At 41.4% G+C, this 18,174-nt stretch carries 12 protein-coding genes and 3 pseudogenes; 4 read left to right on the forward strand and 11 right to left on the reverse strand.

The features are described 5' to 3' along the window. Window positions 1-16: 16 nt before the first annotated feature. The 10 genes and pseudogenes from RCG17_RS11255 to RCG17_RS11300 all read right to left on the reverse strand — a co-directional run bounded on the left by RCG17_RS11255 (window position 17) and on the right by RCG17_RS11300 (window position 12,404). A complete protein-coding gene (locus tag RCG17_RS11255) occupies window positions 17-880 on the reverse strand; it encodes an ROK family protein (RefSeq protein ID WP_308175239.1) in 864 nt (287 codons plus the stop codon). A 23-nt stretch (window positions 881-903) separates the two neighbouring features. Then, window positions 904-2,127 carry an MFS transporter gene (locus tag RCG17_RS11260; protein ID WP_308175240.1) on the reverse strand — a complete coding sequence of 408 codons (1,224 nt, stop codon included), beginning with the start codon at window positions 2,125-2,127 and terminating at the stop codon, window positions 904-906. 69 nt (window positions 2,128-2,196) lie between these two features. Then, window positions 2,197-3,189, reverse strand: coding sequence for a zinc-dependent alcohol dehydrogenase family protein (locus tag RCG17_RS11265; RefSeq protein WP_308175241.1), 993 nt, complete (start codon window positions 3,187-3,189; stop codon window positions 2,197-2,199). Beyond that, a complete protein-coding gene (locus tag RCG17_RS11270; protein ID WP_308175242.1) occupies window positions 3,190-5,685 on the reverse strand; it encodes a beta-mannosidase in 2,496 nt (831 codons plus the stop codon). Between the two features lie 69 nt (window positions 5,686-5,754). Further along, on the reverse strand, window positions 5,755-6,819 hold the full coding sequence (locus RCG17_RS11275) for a BtaManbiosPhlase (protein WP_308175243.1): 1,065 nt from the start codon (window positions 6,817-6,819) through the stop codon (window positions 5,755-5,757). Window positions 6,820-6,834: 15 nt separating this feature from the next. After that, the gene (locus RCG17_RS11280; protein WP_308175244.1) at window positions 6,835-7,773 is read right to left on the reverse strand and encodes an MTP-1 family protein; all 939 of its coding nucleotides are present in this window, start codon (window positions 7,771-7,773) and stop codon (window positions 6,835-6,837) included. Continuing rightward, window positions 7,770-9,362 (reverse strand): alpha-glucosidase, encoded by a 1,593-nt coding sequence (locus RCG17_RS11285; RefSeq protein ID WP_308175245.1) that lies wholly within the window; start codon window positions 9,360-9,362, stop codon window positions 7,770-7,772. Before RCG17_RS11285 ends, RCG17_RS11280 begins: the two co-directional genes overlap by 4 nt. Window positions 9,363-9,384: 22 nt before the next feature. Beyond that, entirely contained in the window at window positions 9,385-10,188 is an 804-nt protein-coding gene (locus RCG17_RS11290; RefSeq protein ID WP_308175246.1) for a carbohydrate ABC transporter permease, read from the reverse strand. A gap of 12 nt (window positions 10,189-10,200) precedes the next feature. Then, on the reverse strand, window positions 10,201-11,079 hold the full coding sequence (locus RCG17_RS11295) for a carbohydrate ABC transporter permease (RefSeq protein WP_308175247.1): 879 nt from the start codon (window positions 11,077-11,079) through the stop codon (window positions 10,201-10,203). After that, window positions 11,079-12,404 (reverse strand): annotated as a pseudogene (locus RCG17_RS11300) (extracellular solute-binding protein). Before RCG17_RS11300 ends, RCG17_RS11295 begins: the two are co-directional and overlap by 1 nt. 384 nt (window positions 12,405-12,788) lie before the next feature. Here RCG17_RS11300 and RCG17_RS11305 point away from each other — a divergent pair. Beyond that, complete coding sequence (locus tag RCG17_RS11305) at window positions 12,789-13,808, forward strand: LacI family DNA-binding transcriptional regulator (protein WP_308175248.1); 1,020 nt, start codon at window positions 12,789-12,791, stop codon at window positions 13,806-13,808. A gap of 175 nt (window positions 13,809-13,983) precedes the next feature. Here RCG17_RS11305 and manA read toward each other — a convergent pair. Beyond that, window positions 13,984-14,927 (reverse strand): annotated as a pseudogene (gene manA / locus RCG17_RS11310) (mannose-6-phosphate isomerase, class I). A 736-nt stretch (window positions 14,928-15,663) separates the two neighbouring features. Here manA and pxpB point away from each other — a divergent pair. The 3 genes and pseudogenes from pxpB to RCG17_RS11325 all read left to right on the forward strand — a co-directional run bounded on the left by pxpB (window position 15,664) and on the right by RCG17_RS11325 (window position 18,120). Continuing rightward, window positions 15,664-16,344 carry a 5-oxoprolinase subunit PxpB gene (gene pxpB / locus RCG17_RS11315; protein WP_308175249.1) on the forward strand — a complete coding sequence of 227 codons (681 nt, stop codon included), beginning with the start codon at window positions 15,664-15,666 and terminating at the stop codon, window positions 16,342-16,344. Beyond that, a pseudogene (locus RCG17_RS11320) lies at window positions 16,341-17,356 on the forward strand (biotin-dependent carboxyltransferase family protein). Before pxpB ends, RCG17_RS11320 begins: the two are co-directional and overlap by 4 nt. A gap of 2 nt (window positions 17,357-17,358) precedes the next feature. Continuing rightward, complete coding sequence (locus tag RCG17_RS11325) at window positions 17,359-18,120, forward strand: LamB/YcsF family protein (protein ID WP_308175250.1); 762 nt, start codon at window positions 17,359-17,361, stop codon at window positions 18,118-18,120. The last annotated feature ends 54 nt before the right edge of the window (window positions 18,121-18,174 follow it).

Genomic DNA, 18,174 nt, shown 5'->3' on the forward strand with positions numbered 1-18,174 from the left:
TCCCGCTGTTTCTATATTAATATTCTTTAAGAGTCCGGTTTGCAAGGATTAGAGCCCCAGTTATTCCGGCAGCATCTCCCAAACCAGGGCTAACAATATACTCAGAGAGTTTTGGTAAAGAAACATATTGTTGCATCAATACATTCAAATACTTATAAATAGAAGTAAAGACCTTTTGTTGGTGTGGAACCCCTCCGCCGAGGATAATTTTTTTAGGAGAAAGGATTAAGATATACTGCATAAGGGCTTGAGCAATATAATATCCTTCCAAATCCCAAACTTCTTCTTTGTTAACCAGGTTTTCTCCCTTTTCTCCCCAGCGGTCTTCAATGGCAGGACCCGAGGCCAGACCTTCTAAACAATCATGATGATACGGGCACTTTCCCTGATATGGATCATTCGGGTGCCTTCTAACGAGAATATGTCCCATTTCAGGATGGGAAAGCCCCTGTAAAAGCTTGCCTTGGATCATGGCCCCTGCCCCAATTCCCGTTCCTACTGTGATGTACAAGCAACTGTCCAAGCCTTTAGCAGCACCAAGGGCAGCCTCTCCCAGTGCAGCTACATTTACATCCGTATGAAAACCCATCGGAATCGAAAAAGCATCCTTTAATGAGTGTACAAGAGGAAAATCCCTCCATCCGTGTTTTGGCGTTGAAGTAATATTTCCATATGTCGGGCTTTCCTGATTTATATCAATAGGTCCAAAGGAACCGATTCCCATTGCTTTTATATCATATTGTTTAAAAAATGCGATCACCTGTTGAATTGTTTCCTCAGGTAAGGTTGTGGGAATCCTGATTTGATCAATGATCGTACCAAACTCATCACCAACTGCACAAACAAACTTCGTCCCACCTGCTTCAATTCCACCTAACATCTTTTCCTACCTCCAATTCATAATCAAATGATCTTTGACTGATATCCATGCTTTGGTTTTTTCCAAATAAAATACAAAGAAGGAATCATAACAAGATAAACGAGCGGAAAAATACTAAATGAAACGGGCAATAACCGCTCAAGATCAAAGTATTGCCTCATCGCCAAAAACATCGCCACCCCAAGGATTCGGCCAATTCCAAGCGGAATCTCTCTAATAATAATATAATCCAGCCGTTTTTCTTTATATTCTGGATCCTTTTCAATCGATGCATAAATCATAGCATTCATTGAAGTAGAAATCATATTCATTGAAACTGGCTGGATAATCGCAAAAAGCACCAATGTTACGATCATTGGGAAAGCAGAGATGAATACGGATCCTAATAGAATGCCAACAGCTCCAATCGCAAATATACGGATGCGATAATCTGGACCTGAATATTTGGCCAATGCGTAGAATGCCAGCAGGGAGATAATTTCTGCTGCTGTATTAAAGACGCCTAAACTGAACTCCCCGCCTGCCACTTTAAATGTCATCATCGTAATTAAAAAGGTCGTATACACTCCTGATACAATACCATCTGCGAACATGACTTTATACATTTTTCTCCATTCAGCAGACGGATGTTTGACAACTTCCCAAAAATAGCTTTTGGATGCAACAGGCTTTACTTTTACCTTTAAAGAAACAATAAAGGCTAAGATAAAAAATACACAGGTGGCAATAAAAACTACATAGTAGCCTATCATACCATCCAATTGGGAGATGATGATTCCAGATAGAAGCGGCGCTACCATTCCCCCAACCGTAAACAGAATACCTTGAACATATAAAAACTGATCCCGCTTATCATTGGTTGTTAAATCCAATACAGCCATATGCATTCCGACATAATAGAGGCTCATGGCCAACCCATTCACAACCCCTAACAGAAAAATATGCTCATTTAGGCTTTGATGAAAAATAAGCATGATCAGGTAGGTGATTAAGTAACAAACAAATCCTAAACGCATCGTAATCAATGGGCTTGTTTTCCTGGCTACCCACGCACAAATTCCGAAAAAAATAATGATCGAAAGTGACCAATACATACTAAAGTACGCCAGCAGGGAATAGGTTTTATCTAACTTCCATAAAAAGACACTTTGAAACACACCAGATAAATTCCCCCCAAATGAAAAAAGGGCATTCATCATTAAATAAAACTTTAACTCTGAAGAAAAAGACTTAAAAATAGAGTACATCTATTTATTCTCCCTTTATGAAAGGTTCCGCCATTACTCGGCAAAGGCGCTCATGGATCCTTTGCCGTTTTAGTGATTCAGAATCCCCTTTGAAACCCCAAGACGCGGATAGTCAGCCATTGTCTCAGGAAGCTCACCCAGTAAAAAGCGATGTGAGATTAATGATTGAACATCTACCACATGTTTTGCAATTAAAGAAATGGCCTCTTCATGCGTATATGGGTTAATAAACGATCCTTTGATCGAAAGTTCTTTTGAAAAAATCTCAAATGGCGAAACGGAAATGACGGTTTCTGGGGAAGCGACTCCGAAAAGAAGCACTTGTCCTCCTTTTGCAGCTGATTTCACTGCCAATTCCATACTTTCCTTCCGTCCCACACATTCAATAACGACATCTGCTTCCAATTCGGAACTGTTCAGCAAATGCACCACTTCATCAGCACCTAACCGCTCAAGAAGCTCTTTCTTATGCTCAGCCGGTTCAATAACCGTAATCGACTTAACATTCTGATGTTTGACCAATTGTAAAAACAACTGGCCGATAAAGCCGCCGCCAATGATGAGCACATGACTCAATGCGTTCAACTGAAGTTTTTTAAACCCATGTAACACACAGCCCAATGGTTCAACAAGCGCCGCCTCTTCAAAACTCATTTCATCCGGGATCTGATAGCAATTTGATTCTGGTGCCGAACAATACTCACCCATCCCTCCATCTCTTGTTACTCCGACGGCTTGAAGGTTTACACATAAATGGGCTTGATTATTTCGGCAGTACTTGCATGTTCCGCAATAAATATTCGGATCGATCGATACCCGATCCCCCGTTTGCAGACCAGATACCACCGAACCTACTTCCACGACCTCACCCGCTAGCTCATGACCAAGAACGATCGGGGGATGAACATCCGCAGAACCCGGATGGCCATGATAAATATGTTGATCCGTCCCGCAAATCCCACAGCTTTTTACTTTCACAACCACTTCAAATGGTCCTGGTACTGGTTTTTTCCAATCCAACACATCCATTTGTTTTGTTCCTTGCAACACCGCTGCTTTCATTTAAATCATCCCTTCACTATTGATCGCCTTGATTCTTAACGTCTCCCAAGGAATCTCTTTTCCTTGTGCCTGCTCAACCTTAATCACTTTCGTCTCATTCGCCAATAAATCAAAGAAATTGTCTTCGAAAATCAGCTGCTCCATATCGATTTCAATCGTGACCATGCGCGCTAGGGACTTCGTCAAGATGGTGATTTCATTCTCCCTCACATCAACCTTTAACTCCGCTTTTTCCAATCTCAAGTCCTTTTGGTCGCGGAAATAATAGATATTTTCAAAGGTTTTGGAACGGAGCACCATAACCGCCTCTTCAGGTTCCAAACCCGAGAGTGCTTCCTCTTCCAAAACGAAACCGATTTGGCTTGAAGCATTCGCCTCAATCACTACGGACCACTCTTTTGAAAAAACTTGCCGCCCATAAAAATCGTAAACTGCTAATTCAATCTCATCCTGATACGACTCTAAGCTGTCGTTCACAACCCAGACGTTAAGAGCTTCTCCTGGCTCATGATCAATCGACAGCAGAATCGGACTGTAAAATTTCCGAGCATAATGATAGGCAGCCTTTGGCAGTAAATAGTAGTCAATCACAGACCAGCTCGTTCCGGGCCAGCAATCATTTAACTGCCAAAATAACGCACCGCTTGTGTGTGGCTTATTGCGGCGGTAATGCTCAATTCCATATTTCAACCCTTCTGCTTGGGTGAGCATCGAAAAAGAAATATATTCTTCGAGATTAGTAGGAACCCCCGTGCACCCTTCCATTAACAAAATACCTTTTGGATGATGAATATCCTTGTTCCGATATGCCATCTCTTCACTTCCCCAGAAGAATTGATCCTTGGGAATATTCCGCTCCAATGTATAGCGGTTGGAGGAGGCATGCATGCCAAATTCACTCGCAAAAAGCGTTGTATCTTTTTTGAAATTTTTAAACGAAAGTCCTTCGACACTGTAATTGACCCGCTGAGTTTCCCCAAACATGCGTGGTTCCATATTTCCATGCCACACCTGCCAGTTATGGGAATCACCCTGTTCCCTAGAGTTATGGTCATTGCCGCCGAATGGGGAACTTGGCCAAAAGAGCCGTGTCGGGTCAAGCTCCGCCAAGAGTTCCGGCATTAATTCATGATAAATTTTTTCGCCATAAAACGGATGAGGAATTTCCCCTGAAGCGGACAAAGCCTCATACAACCAATCATTTTCATTGTTTCCGCACCAAATCGCCAAGCAAGGATGATTGCGCAAGCGTTTCACCACATGGACAATTTCTTCACGGACATTATTCATGAAGTTCTTATTGTAATCAGGATAAAGGGCGCAAGCGAACATAAAATCCTGCCAGACCAAAATTCCAAGCCGATCACATTCCTCATAAAACACATCTTTTTCATAGATACCGCCGCCCCACACACGGAGCATATTCATATTCGCATCCTTTGCCATCCTGATCAGATGCTTATACCGAGCATCAGGAACCGCCCCGATGAAGCTATCAATTGGAATCCAATTAGCCCCTTTGGCAAATATCTTTTCGCCGTTTAAGACAAAAGTAAAGCTGTAGTTACCTTCTTCGTCTTTCTGCTGCACTTCAATCGTACGAAGCCCGAAACTTTGCATTTTTTGATCAATTCTTTCGCCATCCACATATAATTCAATTTTTAACTGATACAGATTCGGCGTTCCGAGATCGTGGGTCCACCATAGCTTTGGATCGGCTACTTCCAATTGCACTTTAGCTTTACTGCCTTCCACCTTCACCGACCCAGAAAAATTTTCATCTCCATACGTAAGGTTTGCTTCAATGGTATATTCTTTTCCTTTCGCAAAGGAATCGATTTTCACGTCAATTTCTACACATGCTGAATCGGGTGTCATCGACGTGGTTCTGGCAAAAACATGATCGATTTTTGCAAAAGTCCTTTTCTCTAAATGGACATCCTTCCAAATCCCCGCAGCAACTAAACGAGGACCCCAATCCCAGCCATAATGGCTTTGTGCCTTCCTCGTCCAAATTCTTTTTTTGCTAAAACCGGACCAATAATACTGCACCTTGTCTTTCACATGGACATGGACAGGGTCAAATTTTACCGCTAAGATATTTTTCCCTGGCCTCAGTTCACGGGTTACATCAAATGGATGGCTGATAAACATATTCTCCGTTGAACCAAGCTCAATTCCATTTAGGTAAACCGTAGCGAAGGTATCCAGTCCTTCAAAAATCAACTCATAGCGATTTTCTTTCCCCACGTTTTCAACGAATTCAAATGTATTTCGATACCACCAAACCTTTTCTTCCACCCATTGGCATTTAAAATCGTTATGTCCATAAAAAGGATCGTCGATTAGCTTCCGTTGAATGAGGGTGGAATGAACATCCCCAGGGACAGAAGCTGTCATCCAAAAATAATCAATATATTCAGGTGAAGCGACTTCAAGGTCACGAGCAGCACCAACATCGAAATGTCGTATTTTCCAGTTATCATTTAGTTTCATAGAAGTGGCACCTTCCTGTGCAGGCAAATAACAGGCCAAAATCGAGAGAACAATTTTGGCCTGTTAATCCTATTTGATATAGATCAGTGAAGCTAAGATTTCTTGCAGGCTTAATTCAGCACAAGCCATCGAGGTATCAGCGACACCGTAGAACATTTTCACCACATCGCCTTCAACAATGGCACCGCATGAGAAGACGACATTCCCAAAGAACCCATCCACCTCATAAGGGGCTTTCGGCTCTAAAATCGGTTGATCGGTTCGGGCTAGTACCTTTGTTGGATCCTCTAAATCTAGCAAAACAGCTCCCATACAATAGCGGTCATCCTTTGATGCCCCGTGGTAAAGCTCAAGCCAGCCTTTTTCGGTTTTAATCGGCACAGCTCCGCCGCCCATACGACCGCTGTCCCACATTCCTTCGCGTAAGCCCAGTAAATATTTGTGATTTCCCCAGTGTAAAAGATTGGTGGACTCTGAAATCCAAATTTCTGGTTGACCCACACTTTTTGGTACTGGACGATTCAATGCGTAATACTTTCCATTTATTTTTTCTGGAAAAATTAACACATCTTTGTTTTCAGGTGCAAAAATCATGCCATGGTGCTCCGTTGTGACAAAATCCTTCGTAGAAACTAATGATTCACCCACACCCACAGGTGAGACCGCGCTAAAATAGATATAATAGATATCGTCGATCTTCGTGATCCTTGGATCCTCCACACCAAAAGTCTCTAATTCATTCGAAGGGTAAACAAATGGCTGATCATCAATCGTAAAATGATGGCCATCTTTGCTTCTGGCAATTCGTAAGTAAGACAAAGATGTTAAGTACTTGAATCCTTGAGTTGATCCATTTTCACGAATCACACGAGGATCGGAAAAATCATAGGTTGGATCGTCTAGATGAAATTCTAAAATCTCCAATTCTTTTGTTTTCGGATTATAAACCGGCGCTTTTACAATAGCAGGATCCTCACTAATCGGACGCTCCGCGACACGAAGCAGCATAATCGTTTCATCGAGATAGGTGGTTACGCCAGCATTAAAAGCACCAATGACCTCAAAATGATCATGGTACGGCTTTACACTTTCAGGAGTTACCAACGGGTTTTCTTCATATCTATATACATTCATTACTAACCTCTCCCTTTAACGCTCATATGGTAAAAACGGATCATCTATCACTATTTTTTGGGCTTCGGCATCACTAATACCTGCATATAAAACAGCCTTACCCTCATCAACGTTGCGAACTAAGCCTCCGCTGAAAACGACATCCACTAAATCTGGACGCTTAGCCGGCCCAGGCTGGAAATATTTTCGTGCACAAATTATTCGGATATCCGAAACTTCGGCTGTTTCGGGATCTAGCGCAAAAGCCATTGGATAATAGTGACGGTTTCCATCCTGATCGAAGGAGGCAATATGTCCTAAGACGCCCACAAGACCATTCGTTAACAAATGCGGTTCATTCGCTCCGCCCCATTCCTCATCCATAAATTGACCTGCTAATAACGGTGCATCATGGATGGCATCAATGGTTAGCTCATCTAATGAAGCGATTCGCGTCCAGCCAATTTTTCCACGGCCGCCTTTTTCCCCTTGAGGTCTCGTTAACACCCCAACGCTGCCATCTTTCAGCTCAATCAGGCGAAGGTCCTTCATTCCGTCTGGCCCTTTGGAAAATTCCTTTAACTGGTTGATGGATGTGCCTTTGTAAAAAACTGTCCGCCAGCCAAGTGCCCCTTCCTTCGTTGGATGAGGGAAAGTTTGCACTCCCCCTAGAACAAGGTCGCCTGCTATTTTTGTAAAAAAAGGATCCTGCAATTCCAAAACAGGGCTATTCTCACGCGGAACCCACTCGCCATTTCTCTCAACAAAAAAGTAGACATGGGAATGTTCACTGTCCCTCAACTCTGTCCGCCCCGCAATCACAAGTTCACCTTCATCCTCAAAGGGTGCGGTAATATTGTAAACATCCTTGTCACCAATTCCAGTGAACACAATTTTTTCAGGATTCATCAGTTTAGCGGTCATTTCTTTTAAAAGCTCTCGACAGGTTTTGACATCGCCTTTTATTAAGGTCATTTTCCTGTTTCCTCCTTTACGATTAACACTTCATTTGCAAGAATTTCTTTCCTGTTAAATGATTTCCGCTTGTTTGAAAGCAGCAAAGTTGAAAAACCATTGTCGATTTCAATTGCTTTTGCATGGTCAGCGAAGTTGAACATCACTAAAATTCTTTGGGTTTGATCGTTTCTTATGAAAGTAAGTAAGCCGTCCTCATTATTTAAATACTCATACACCCCTCTAGTGAGGCATGAGTGTTGTTTTCTAATTTTTAAAAGGTTTTTATAAAAGCTCAGCATCGAATCGGGATCATCCTGCTGGTCTTCTACATTCACCTTATTGGCATCATCTGGAATCGTCATCCATGGCTCATGCTCGGAGAAACCAACATTAAGCCCTGCATTCCATTGCATCGGGGTACGGGATTTGTCACGTGACTTTCCATTCGCAATCGCTATCGCCTCTTCATGTGACTTTCCAGCTTTACATGCCAATTGATATCCCATAATCCCTTGGACATCCTTCATTTTGTTGATGTCAGTTGTAATCCAATCCCCCATCCCAATTTCATCGCCATAGTAGAGGAATGGAATCCCTTTTGCGGTTAGCAGCAAAGCCGCTACCAGTTTAGCTCTGTCTTCATCATTTCCAAATCGAGATATGTGCCTTGACATATCATGGCTGGAGAAAAACAAAGTGGGGATTTGATAGGAATCATAGGCTTGTTCTGTCGCAAACAATTGTTGATAAAGCATAGTAAGGTCAAATCTAGCAATACTGCCAATATTAAAGTTAAACACAACATCCAGCTTATCCTGGCCCGAATACCGTTTCAGAATCTCCAGATCCTCGGAACCAACTTCACCAACAAGGAATTTATCAGGATATTGATGAACAAAGCCGGCAATTTCTTCGATAACAGCCAGAATCCCTTGTTGATCTTTATCATACAAATGGACTTGTTCTTGTTTTCCTTCATCATATGGGTTGTCTTGAAACTGATCCTGCACTTTTAAGAAATTGATGACATCCAGACGGAAACCATCAACCCCTTTTTCAAGCCAAAATTTCATCACATGGAACATGGCTTTTTTCACGTCGGGATTCGCCCAATTTAAATCAACCTGCTCTTTGGCAAATGCATGATAATAATACTGATTGGTCAACACATCATATTCCCATGCCGACCCGCCAAAAAAAGATTCCCAATTATTCGGTTGATCTCTCCAAATAAACCAATCCCGTTTTGGATGATCCTTGGCCGATCTTGATTTTTTGAACCATGGATGTTCAGAAGAGGTATGATTGAGCACTAAATCAACAATTACTCGGATCTTTCGCAGATGTGCTTCCTCTATGAATCTTTCAAAATCCTCCATCGTTCCATACGCCGGATCAATGGATTCATAATCGGAAATATCATAGCCATTATCGACCTTTGGCGATGGGTAAAAGGGAGTCAGCCACAAGCCTTCGATCCCCAAATCTTTTATATAATCGAGCTTTTCCGTAATACCAGCAAAGTCGCCCATTCCATCTCCATTGCCATCTTTAAAACTTGGCATATAAATTTGATAAAAAACCGATTGTTTCCACCATACAGCCATGACACAGAACTCCCATCTTCTACTACTTAAGCGTAAACTGCATACCTTCTTGGAACTTTTTCGAGAAAATTAAGAAAATGATAATAATCGGAAGTGTCAGCAAAACAGATGCGGCATACATTGGACCCGGGTAGCCGCCATATGGTCCAAACATTTGCGATAAAAGAACGTTCAAGGTCAACATGTTATCGCTCTTGGCAACTAACATATCCCATAATAGCTCTGTCCATCTTTCCATAAACAAGAACAAAAAGATGACGGTTGTAATCGATTTGGACATTGGCATCACGACTTTAAACATAATTTGCAGTTCACTTGCACCGTCCAATTTGGCAGCCTCAATAAATGTATCCGGTATAGCCCTGAAGAAGTTTGTATACATAAACACGGCCCATAGGCTCACTGCCTTTGGTAAAATCATGCCCCAGTAAGAGTTGTACATACCGACCTTCTGAATGACCAGGAAGGTTGGAATCAGCAAAATAATCGCTGGGAAAAACATTTGAAAAAGAATAATATTATTAATAGCATTTCTGCCTTTAAACGGGATTTTCGCTAAGGCATAAGCAACCATAATCCCCGTTACCATCATGAACAGAGTTGAAGATGCCGAGACAACAAAGCTATTGAAGAAAGCATGTAGCCAAGGACGGGGAATAACCGATTGGCCTCCACCTAAAAGCCACTGATACGATTTCAGGGTAAAATGTGTCGGAAACATCTTTTTATCCACTTGATCCCAAGTAGCAAATGAACTAAACACCATATAAAGATAAGGAAAAATCATAATGAGCAATAAAATCACGGCAATAAGGTAGCGAAACATTAATCCGCTTTTTCAGGTCCAACCATTTCGTTTACCCCACAATTCTAAAAGTTTTCGAATGATAAAAATGGAAACAAAGGTCACAACAGACGCAATAATGGCAACGGCTGAAGCATAACCTGCCTGAAGATTTGAGAATGCTCTTGTAAAGATCTCCATTTGCCAAGTATTGGTTGCAAAGTTTGGTCCTCCACCTGTTAACTGATAAACTTCTGTAAAAATACCAAAAGTTACCCCAATTGAGAGAATTAAGACCGTGTATAAAGCCGGGTAAAGCAGCGGGAAGGTAATTTTCCAAAAGCGCTGCCAAGGATTTACACCATCAATTAAGGCGGCCTCATAAACTTCCTTACTAATACTTTCAAATCCAGATGTTAAAATCAGTGCATAATAGCCAGTGAATTTCCAAGCAATAATCAACGCTACTACAAACAACGCTGCAAACGGCGTTCCTAGCCAGTTAATATCCAAGCCCAACGATTTGCGTAAAAATTCATTGAGTGGACTGTTGTAGGATAAAACTCCTTTTACAATTAGGGATGAAACAACCCCTGACGCTAAATAAGGAAGGAAAAAGCCAATCAAAAATAAGCCTTTAAATCTAGGTAAGCCATGGACAATCATGGCAACGACGATCGAAAATGCAATAACCATGGGTACAAACACAGCCATAAATTTAAAGGTGACAAAAAAGGCAGCCTGCACCCCTGGACTATGGAAAGCATCCAGATAATTTTTGAAGCCTTTGAAATTAAAGGTTGGCGAAATTAAATTCCAATCGGTAAATGATAAGTAAATGGACCAAACAAGTGGTATGGCGAAAAAAACAATGGCATATACAAGATAAGGACTGGCAAAAAGCCAGCCCAACCTCCCTTGTCTTGTTCTCATTATTTGAGAGCCCCCTCAATGGCGTTCTGCATATCCTTCCATGCAGTTTTTGGATCTTTTTCTCCTTTTACTACTGGATTGAAGGCTTGTTGTCCAATAAATGTTTGGAGATCGTTATACTTCGCATTATCCATTGGTGGAATGGCATTTGGAACTGCTGCTGCATATGGCTGTAATGCAGGGTTTTTATCAAAGAACGATTTAAAGGTGTCATTTGTTGTTAAATCATCACGAGCAGGTGGCAAACTTGTTTTTTCAAGCCATTTTCAGTCATTTTCAGGTTTCGAGTATACCCAGCTGATGAATTTCATCGCTGCCTCTTGCTGTTCTTTTGTTGCAGAAGCATAAATGACCAAGCCTTTTGTATCAGCAAATGTTTTCACTTTCGATGTATCAGCACCATCTGGAACTGGAGGCAATGCTAACGTATATGTTTGATTAAATTTCATATTTGGATATTTATCTGCCCAGTAAGGGATTGTCCAAGGACCAACGTCAATAAATACGCCAAGACCGCTTTCGAATGGATCTGTTACTTGTCTTGTTAACAAGGCATTATTTTTGCGAAGGTCATCCATGAATTGAAGTACTTTCTCGCCTGCTGTTTTATTCGCAGTAAATTTGGTTCCTTCCACAAACTTGTTACCATTGGAAGCAGCATCATATAACATGAAGAAATCAAACCATCTTTTCCATGCTGTCGGATCTGCAAGATCTGCTTTCGCCCATAGATATTTATCAGGATATTTTGCTTTCAATTTTTTGGCTACATCTATCATTTCGCTGTAGGTTTTTGGTGGTTCATTGTATCCAAGTTCTTTTAAGATATCGATTCTCCAGCCAAATAACATCGCGTTTGAATAGATTGGCAATACATATTGATGGCCATCGGCGAACTTCCAGCCTTTCATTGTATTATCCATATTCCGTTCTTTTTTAACCTGATCAAATCCTGTGATTGTATCTAATGGAACAAGCGCTTTACTGTCTGATAATTGAGCAGCAAATCCGCGGTTAATATTTTCAGACATCGTTGGTGCACTTCCACCCGCAATCGCGGATTGGATACTTGCTTCAGATGTCGGACTTTCTTTCATTGGGCTGACATTTACTTTGATTTTAGGGTTTGCCTTTGAAAATTCAGCGGCAATTTCTTTCCAATATACTTGCTGCGTTGGGTTTGGTGCTGCCCAGAATTCAATCGTTGTTACACCGTTTTTGGCAGTATCACTTTTGGTTCCCCCGCTGCCGCTCGAGCACGCTGCAAGCCCAGATACTGTTAAAGAGGCCGCAAACAATACAGATGCTACTTTTCTTATCCTCATCCTAAATACCCCCGTTTATGAAAAAATGTAAGGCAGAAATTAAAAATCCAAAATAATTGGTAACGCTATCATTAGCATTTAAAAAAGTAGTAAAATAGAGGTAATTGCGTATGAAAGTTCAGTGAGATAATCCCTCATTTCTAATGATTTCATAATTACAAATTATTTTTTCTGTTTTGTAACGCTTTCAATAACGTTACAAACCCATTATTACACCTTATTTTTAGGTTGTCAATTGATTTTTTGGATGAAATCATGAAAAAAAATACTTTATAAGTAAATTACAAAACTATTGTAATTTATTATTCCGTAACGTTACAATATAATTACAAAATGACAGTCATTAAAATGACTTTTACACCAAGTAAGGAGCGATTGATCAGAATGGCAAAAAAGGTGACAATGCAAGATATTGCCGATAAACTAAATATCTCTAAAAACTCCGTTTCACAAGCATTGTCTGGAAAAGCAGGAGTTAGCGAGGAAACCAGAAGGCTTGTGCAAAATGCAGCGGATGAATTAGGGTACTCCTACTCTAAAAACAGTAAAACCCTACAGGTTGAAAGACATACACCAAGTAACATTGCCTTGATTGCTTCTGAATATGCTTTTTCACTTAAAAGCTTTTTTGGGGCGATTTATTTAAGTATCGAAAAAGAGGTTCGAGAGCGAGGCATGAATTTACTGATTGAATCCATTGATCAAGCAGCAAAAGATCATTTAACTCTTCCTTCCTTGTTATCGAATCATGAGATTGGCGGAATAATAATTCTCTCTCATATCAGTACGGATTACATCGCAAACATCATTAAAACAGGGATTCCTACTGTTTTAATTGATCATCATGATCCACACTTGCATGTGGATGCGATTTTAACCAATAACCGTTTTGGAGCATACACAGCAGTCGAGCATTTAATCGAATTAGGACATCGTGACATTGCCTTTGTTGGGAATGTCAACTATTCCCCAAGCTATCAAGAAAGATTTGAAGGATACTTACTAGCGTTAAAAAAAGGTGGAATAGAACCAAATCAAGATTTTATCTTCGATCACGCTCATGAGGACCAAGTTGAAATGACGCAGTTCTTTGACCAGCTTTCTCAAAAACCCACTGCCTGGTTTTGTGTGAATGATGGCCATGGTTTCCTCATTTCATCCATATTGCAGCAAAATGGCTTCAAGGTGCCTGGGGACGTATCCGTCTGCAGTTTTGATAATGGACTATTGTCTCAAATATCCACACCGAAGATTACCACGATGGATATTGATTTAAATTACTATGGTAAAAAAGCCGTAGAACAGCTTTGTTGGAGAATCGACCATCAAGATGGACCGATACATGAAATCCTGCTGCCAACCAAATTAGTGATCAGAGAGTCTACTGCGGAAAGAAAAAAATGAAGTCAAAGCCAGCTTGTTTTGTGTACAAGCTGGCTTTTTCACTTGCTTCATTCCGCAAAGGCTAAAAAGCAAGATGTGCTTCACCATTACACATCCTGCCAATACGATACACTATTCAAGTTGTTCCATGGCAAGGTATCTAAATTTAATCAAACGTTTGATTAATAGATTCTGACTATGTATGTGAAACGATTACATCACAGTTCCCCTCAATTTCAAAATCCCCAAACCCATAAGGAATGATGAGATGGTTGCCTTTCTCCAGCTTATACTGCTCTCCATTATGAGCAAGCTTGCCATTCCCCTTAAGAACACTAAGAAGCAGGTATTGGTCATCAAACGAGAAGTTTGCTTTTCCGTTGATCTCCCACTTATAAACCGTGAAAAACTCTTCATCTACAAAAGTAATCACATTGACCCCTTCCCGTTTTTGAACCTTTGGACTCACATGGTAATTCTGATGAGGAACGGTCGTCACCTCAATGGCTTTTTCTAGATGCAGCTCCCGTAGGTTTCCTCCGGCATCTCGGCGGTCATAGTCATACACTCGGTAAGTAGTATCCGAGCTTTGCTGCGTTTCCAAAACCAGTGTCCCTTCACATAAGGCATGAATCGTCCCACTTGGAACATAGAAAAAATCACCCGGCTTAATTTTTACTCGGCGAAGCAAGTCATTCCATTTTCCGCTTTGAATTTGCTCGATGAGTTCCTCTTTTGTTCCGGCATTGTGACCGAAAATCATGTCCGCATCTTCTTTACAGTCAATAATGTACCAGCATTCGGTCTTTCCTAATTCACCGTTTTCATGGACCATGGCATAAGCGTCATCTGGATGAACCTGTACCGATAAATCCATATTCGCATCTAAAATTTTGGTTAACAGTGGAAAAATCTTTTCCTTTGGATTTCCGAACACTTCAGGATGTTCACTCCACAATTTATCCAAAGTCACCCGGAAAATGGGCCGTTTTCAACCACTGACGGTCCATTTGGGTGTGCTGAAATCGCCCAGCATTCTCCCGTCTGCTCGCATGGAATCTCATAACCAAATTCAGTATTTAGAGTGGTTCCTCCCCAAATTCGTTCTTTAAAAACTGGCTTTAAAAATAAAGGATGCATTCTGTTCCCTCCATCTATTTGATTGTATAAGTATCCAATACCAAGCATTATCTTTTTTGCAGAGTGGTGAGAACTCCTTTTTTAAGAAGATAGATACGCTAACTTCGGACACAACTGGGTTACTTTTGCTTTCTTCTGTCCGAAGGTGATCTTCGGACACAACTGGGTTACTTTTGCTTTCCTCTGTCCGAAGGTGGCCTTACTTCGGACACCACTTCGGTAATTTTACCTTCCTCTGTCCGAAGATACCCTGTCGTCAAACAAGTTTTTTGTACCTACCTTCTCAACAACCCGAAGAAAGACTTTTTCTTTACCAAGAATAATCGTTTTTGTAAAAAGAATCAAAAAAGTTTTTCTTCATAACTATATCTTCTTAATAATTTGTCCTTTCGTGATGCCTAACGCCAATAATTCATCTCAAAGTGAGATGGATTTCATCTAAATAATATATTGTTAGCATAATAAATTAATATTAAAATAACTTTATAAAAATATATGGGGCAATTTTATAAGTCCTTTTAATCATTTTTTTGATTATCTGACACATTCAAACAGTACTGATTGTTGTAAAAATACACGCACATCCCGAAAAGACAGAAATTTCCGTTGAATTTTAATGCATAGAAATTTATAATAATATATTATTGTGGAAATTTTCAAAATTATAGCAACTCATTTGGCCAGCCTTCGGATGACCACACCTTAATCAATTCCGAAAGGAGGCAGCTTTCCGAAAATGCAAATAGTTCCATTGGGAGATTCTGCTGTTATTATTCAATTTGGCAACCAAATTACACCAGATATACATCGTTTGGTGAGTGCTTGTGCCACCCGTCTAGAGAAAGAACCGTTTTCGGGGATGGTTGAATGCGTTCCGGCATTTACCACCATTACTGTATTTTATAATCCTTTACAACTTTCCTTTAAAGAAGTGTGTTCGGCTTTGGAACAAACGATAACCGATATGGGAGATACCAAGGTTAACACACCTCGTATTGTTGAGATTCCTGTTTGCTATGGCGGCGAATTCGGTCCGGATCTTATGTTCGTGGCCGAACATAACGGACTCACTGCAGATGAAGTGATTCAAATCCATTCAAGTGGTGAGTATCTTGTTTATATGATCGGTTTTGCTCCTGGCTTCCCTTATCTTGGAGGCATGTCCGAACGGATTAGTACACCAAGGCGTCAAGTTCCCCGATTGTCTATTCCGGCAGGGACGGTTGGAATAGCGGGGATGCAAACAGGAATGTATCCAATTGAAACACCTGGAGGCTGGCAGATGATTGGACGGACACCTGTATCTCTTTTCCGCCCAACCCACAGTACTCCGAGTTTGTTGCAGTCAGGCGATATGATCCATTTCCGTCCGATATCACCAAAGGAATTTCAGGAATGGAAGGAGGAAACCCAATGAGTATTCGGGTAATTCGTCCAGGACTTCTCACCACCATTCAGGATTTGGGAAGACATGGTTTTCAAAATCAGGGTGTTGTTGTGAGCGGCGCTATGGATCCATTCTCCCTACGGATTGCCAATCTTTTAGTTGGCAACGATGAGGCGGAAGGAACACTTGAAATCACAATGATTGGCCCTAAGCTTCAGTTTGAGGAAGATTCATTGATTGCCATTTGCGGTGGTAATTTGTCACCTGACATTGACGGGAAGCGCATTCCCGCATGGCGCCCCGTGTTAATTAAAAAAGGATGTGTATTATCATTTGGATCGGCCAAGTCTGGGTGTCGGGCTTACTTGGCTGTGGCAGGTGGGTTCGATATTCCGATCATTATGGGAAGCCGCAGCACCTATCTAAGGGCAGGGTTCGGCGGATTTCATGGACGGTCACTGAAGAAAGGGGATATCTTGCAGACACGCCCACCTTCAGACTTGTCTATAGGCAAAACTCGTTTTCTTTATAAGAAATTGGGTTCCAATCCTTATGCTGTAAGCAAGTGGTCTGTAGGTTCGAATATAAGGCCTGTCTACAACAATCCGCTGATCCGTGTAACAAAAGGCGGGGAATTTGATTGGTTCACTGAAAGCGGCAAGGAGCAATTTTTTTCGAATGAATTTCAGGTTACATCCCAATCGGACCGCATGGGGTACCAGCTTTGGGACCACAACTAGAGCTTTCCAAGCCGCAGGAACTAATCTCGGAGGCGGTGACAGTCGGGACTGTTCAGGTGCCTTCAGATGGCAATCCCATCGTACTCATGGCAGACCGCCAAACAACAGGCGGTTACCCTAAAATAGCCCAGGTTGTTACAGTGGATCTCCCTGTTCTGGCTCAGGTAAAGCCAGGAGAGAAAATACGATTCAAAGAAGTTTCATTGGAAGATGCTCAAAAGCTTTTACGGCTGCGTGAACAAAAAATTCAATTATTTAAACAAGGGGTTTATTTAAAAGAAAAAAGATATTTGGGGGGATAACGATGTTTCGGATTGATTTGAACTGTGATTTGGGAGAGAGCTTCGGTGCATATAAGATGGGGACAGATGAAGAAATTTTGAAATTCGTCACTTCGGCCAATATTGCCTGCGGTTTTCATGCAGGGGATCCAGCCACAATGCGCCAAACGGTAAAACTGGCGCTGCAAAATGGGGTTGCGATCGGAGCACATCCCGGGCTGCCTGATTTGGTTGGCTTTGGAAGGAGAAATATGGATATTTCTCCACAGGAAGCATTTGATATGGTTGTTTACCAAATTGGCGCACTTTATGGATTCGTCAAGGCAGAAGGCGGAAAACTGCAGCATGTGAAGCCGCACGGGGCCCTTTATAATATGGCCGCAAAGAGCCGTGAGTTATCAGATGCGATCGCTAAGGCCGTTTACAAAATAGATCCTGAACTTATTCTTTTCGGTCTTTCTGGCGGTGAACTAGTGAAAGCGGGAGAAATGATCGGATTGCAAACGGCAAATGAGGTATTTGCCGATAGAACTTATCAACTGGACGGTTCGCTGACACCAAGGTGTCAGCCAGATGCCTTAATTACAGATGACCAGAAAGCAGTCGAGCAAGTAATCCGTATGATTAAAGAAAGAAAAGTCGAATCACAACAAGGGGTAGAAATAGCGATTCAGGCGGATACGGTTTGCATTCACGGTGACGGGCAACATGCTTTACTGTTTGCAAGTCAAATTAGGCAGCTTCTTGCCGATTCCGATATAGCCGTACAGCCTGTAGGCAAGTAAACAAAAAAAGCAATCTTACTATTTTTTAAAGGAACTTTACAGCTTACTTCATTT

The sequence above is a fragment of the Neobacillus sp. PS3-12 genome (assembly GCF_030915385.1).
Lineage (GTDB): Bacteria > Bacillota > Bacilli > Bacillales > Cytobacillaceae > JAEVLT01.

Bases quoted from the DNA above. Each gene is read 5' to 3' on its own strand.
- RCG17_RS11255 (WP_308175239.1), bottom strand. From the start codon at position 880: ATGTTAGGTGGAATTGAAGCAGGTGGGACGAAGTTTGTTTGTGCAGTT.
- RCG17_RS11260 (WP_308175240.1), bottom strand. From the start codon at position 2,127: ATGTACTCTATTTTTAAGTCTTTTTCTTCAGAGTTAAAGTTTTATTTA.
- RCG17_RS11265 (WP_308175241.1), bottom strand. From the start codon at position 3,189: ATGAAAGCAGCGGTGTTGCAAGGAACAAAACAAATGGATGTGTTGGAT.
- RCG17_RS11270 (WP_308175242.1), bottom strand. From the start codon at position 5,685: ATGAAACTAAATGATAACTGGAAAATACGACATTTCGATGTTGGTGCT.
- RCG17_RS11275 (WP_308175243.1), bottom strand. From the start codon at position 6,819: ATGAATGTATATAGATATGAAGAAAACCCGTTGGTAACTCCTGAAAGT.
- RCG17_RS11280 (WP_308175244.1), bottom strand. From the start codon at position 7,773: ATGACCTTAATAAAAGGCGATGTCAAAACCTGTCGAGAGCTTTTAAAA.
- RCG17_RS11285 (WP_308175245.1), bottom strand. From the start codon at position 9,362: ATGGCTGTATGGTGGAAACAATCGGTTTTTTATCAAATTTATATGCCA.
- RCG17_RS11290 (WP_308175246.1), bottom strand. From the start codon at position 10,188: ATGTTTCGCTACCTTATTGCCGTGATTTTATTGCTCATTATGATTTTT.
- RCG17_RS11295 (WP_308175247.1), bottom strand. From the start codon at position 11,079: ATGAGAACAAGACAAGGGAGGTTGGGCTGGCTTTTTGCCAGTCCTTAT.
- RCG17_RS11305 (WP_308175248.1), top strand. From the start codon at position 12,789: ATGGCAAAAAAGGTGACAATGCAAGATATTGCCGATAAACTAAATATC.
- pxpB (WP_308175249.1), top strand. From the start codon at position 15,664: ATGCAAATAGTTCCATTGGGAGATTCTGCTGTTATTATTCAATTTGGC.
- RCG17_RS11325 (WP_308175250.1), top strand. From the start codon at position 17,359: ATGTTTCGGATTGATTTGAACTGTGATTTGGGAGAGAGCTTCGGTGCA.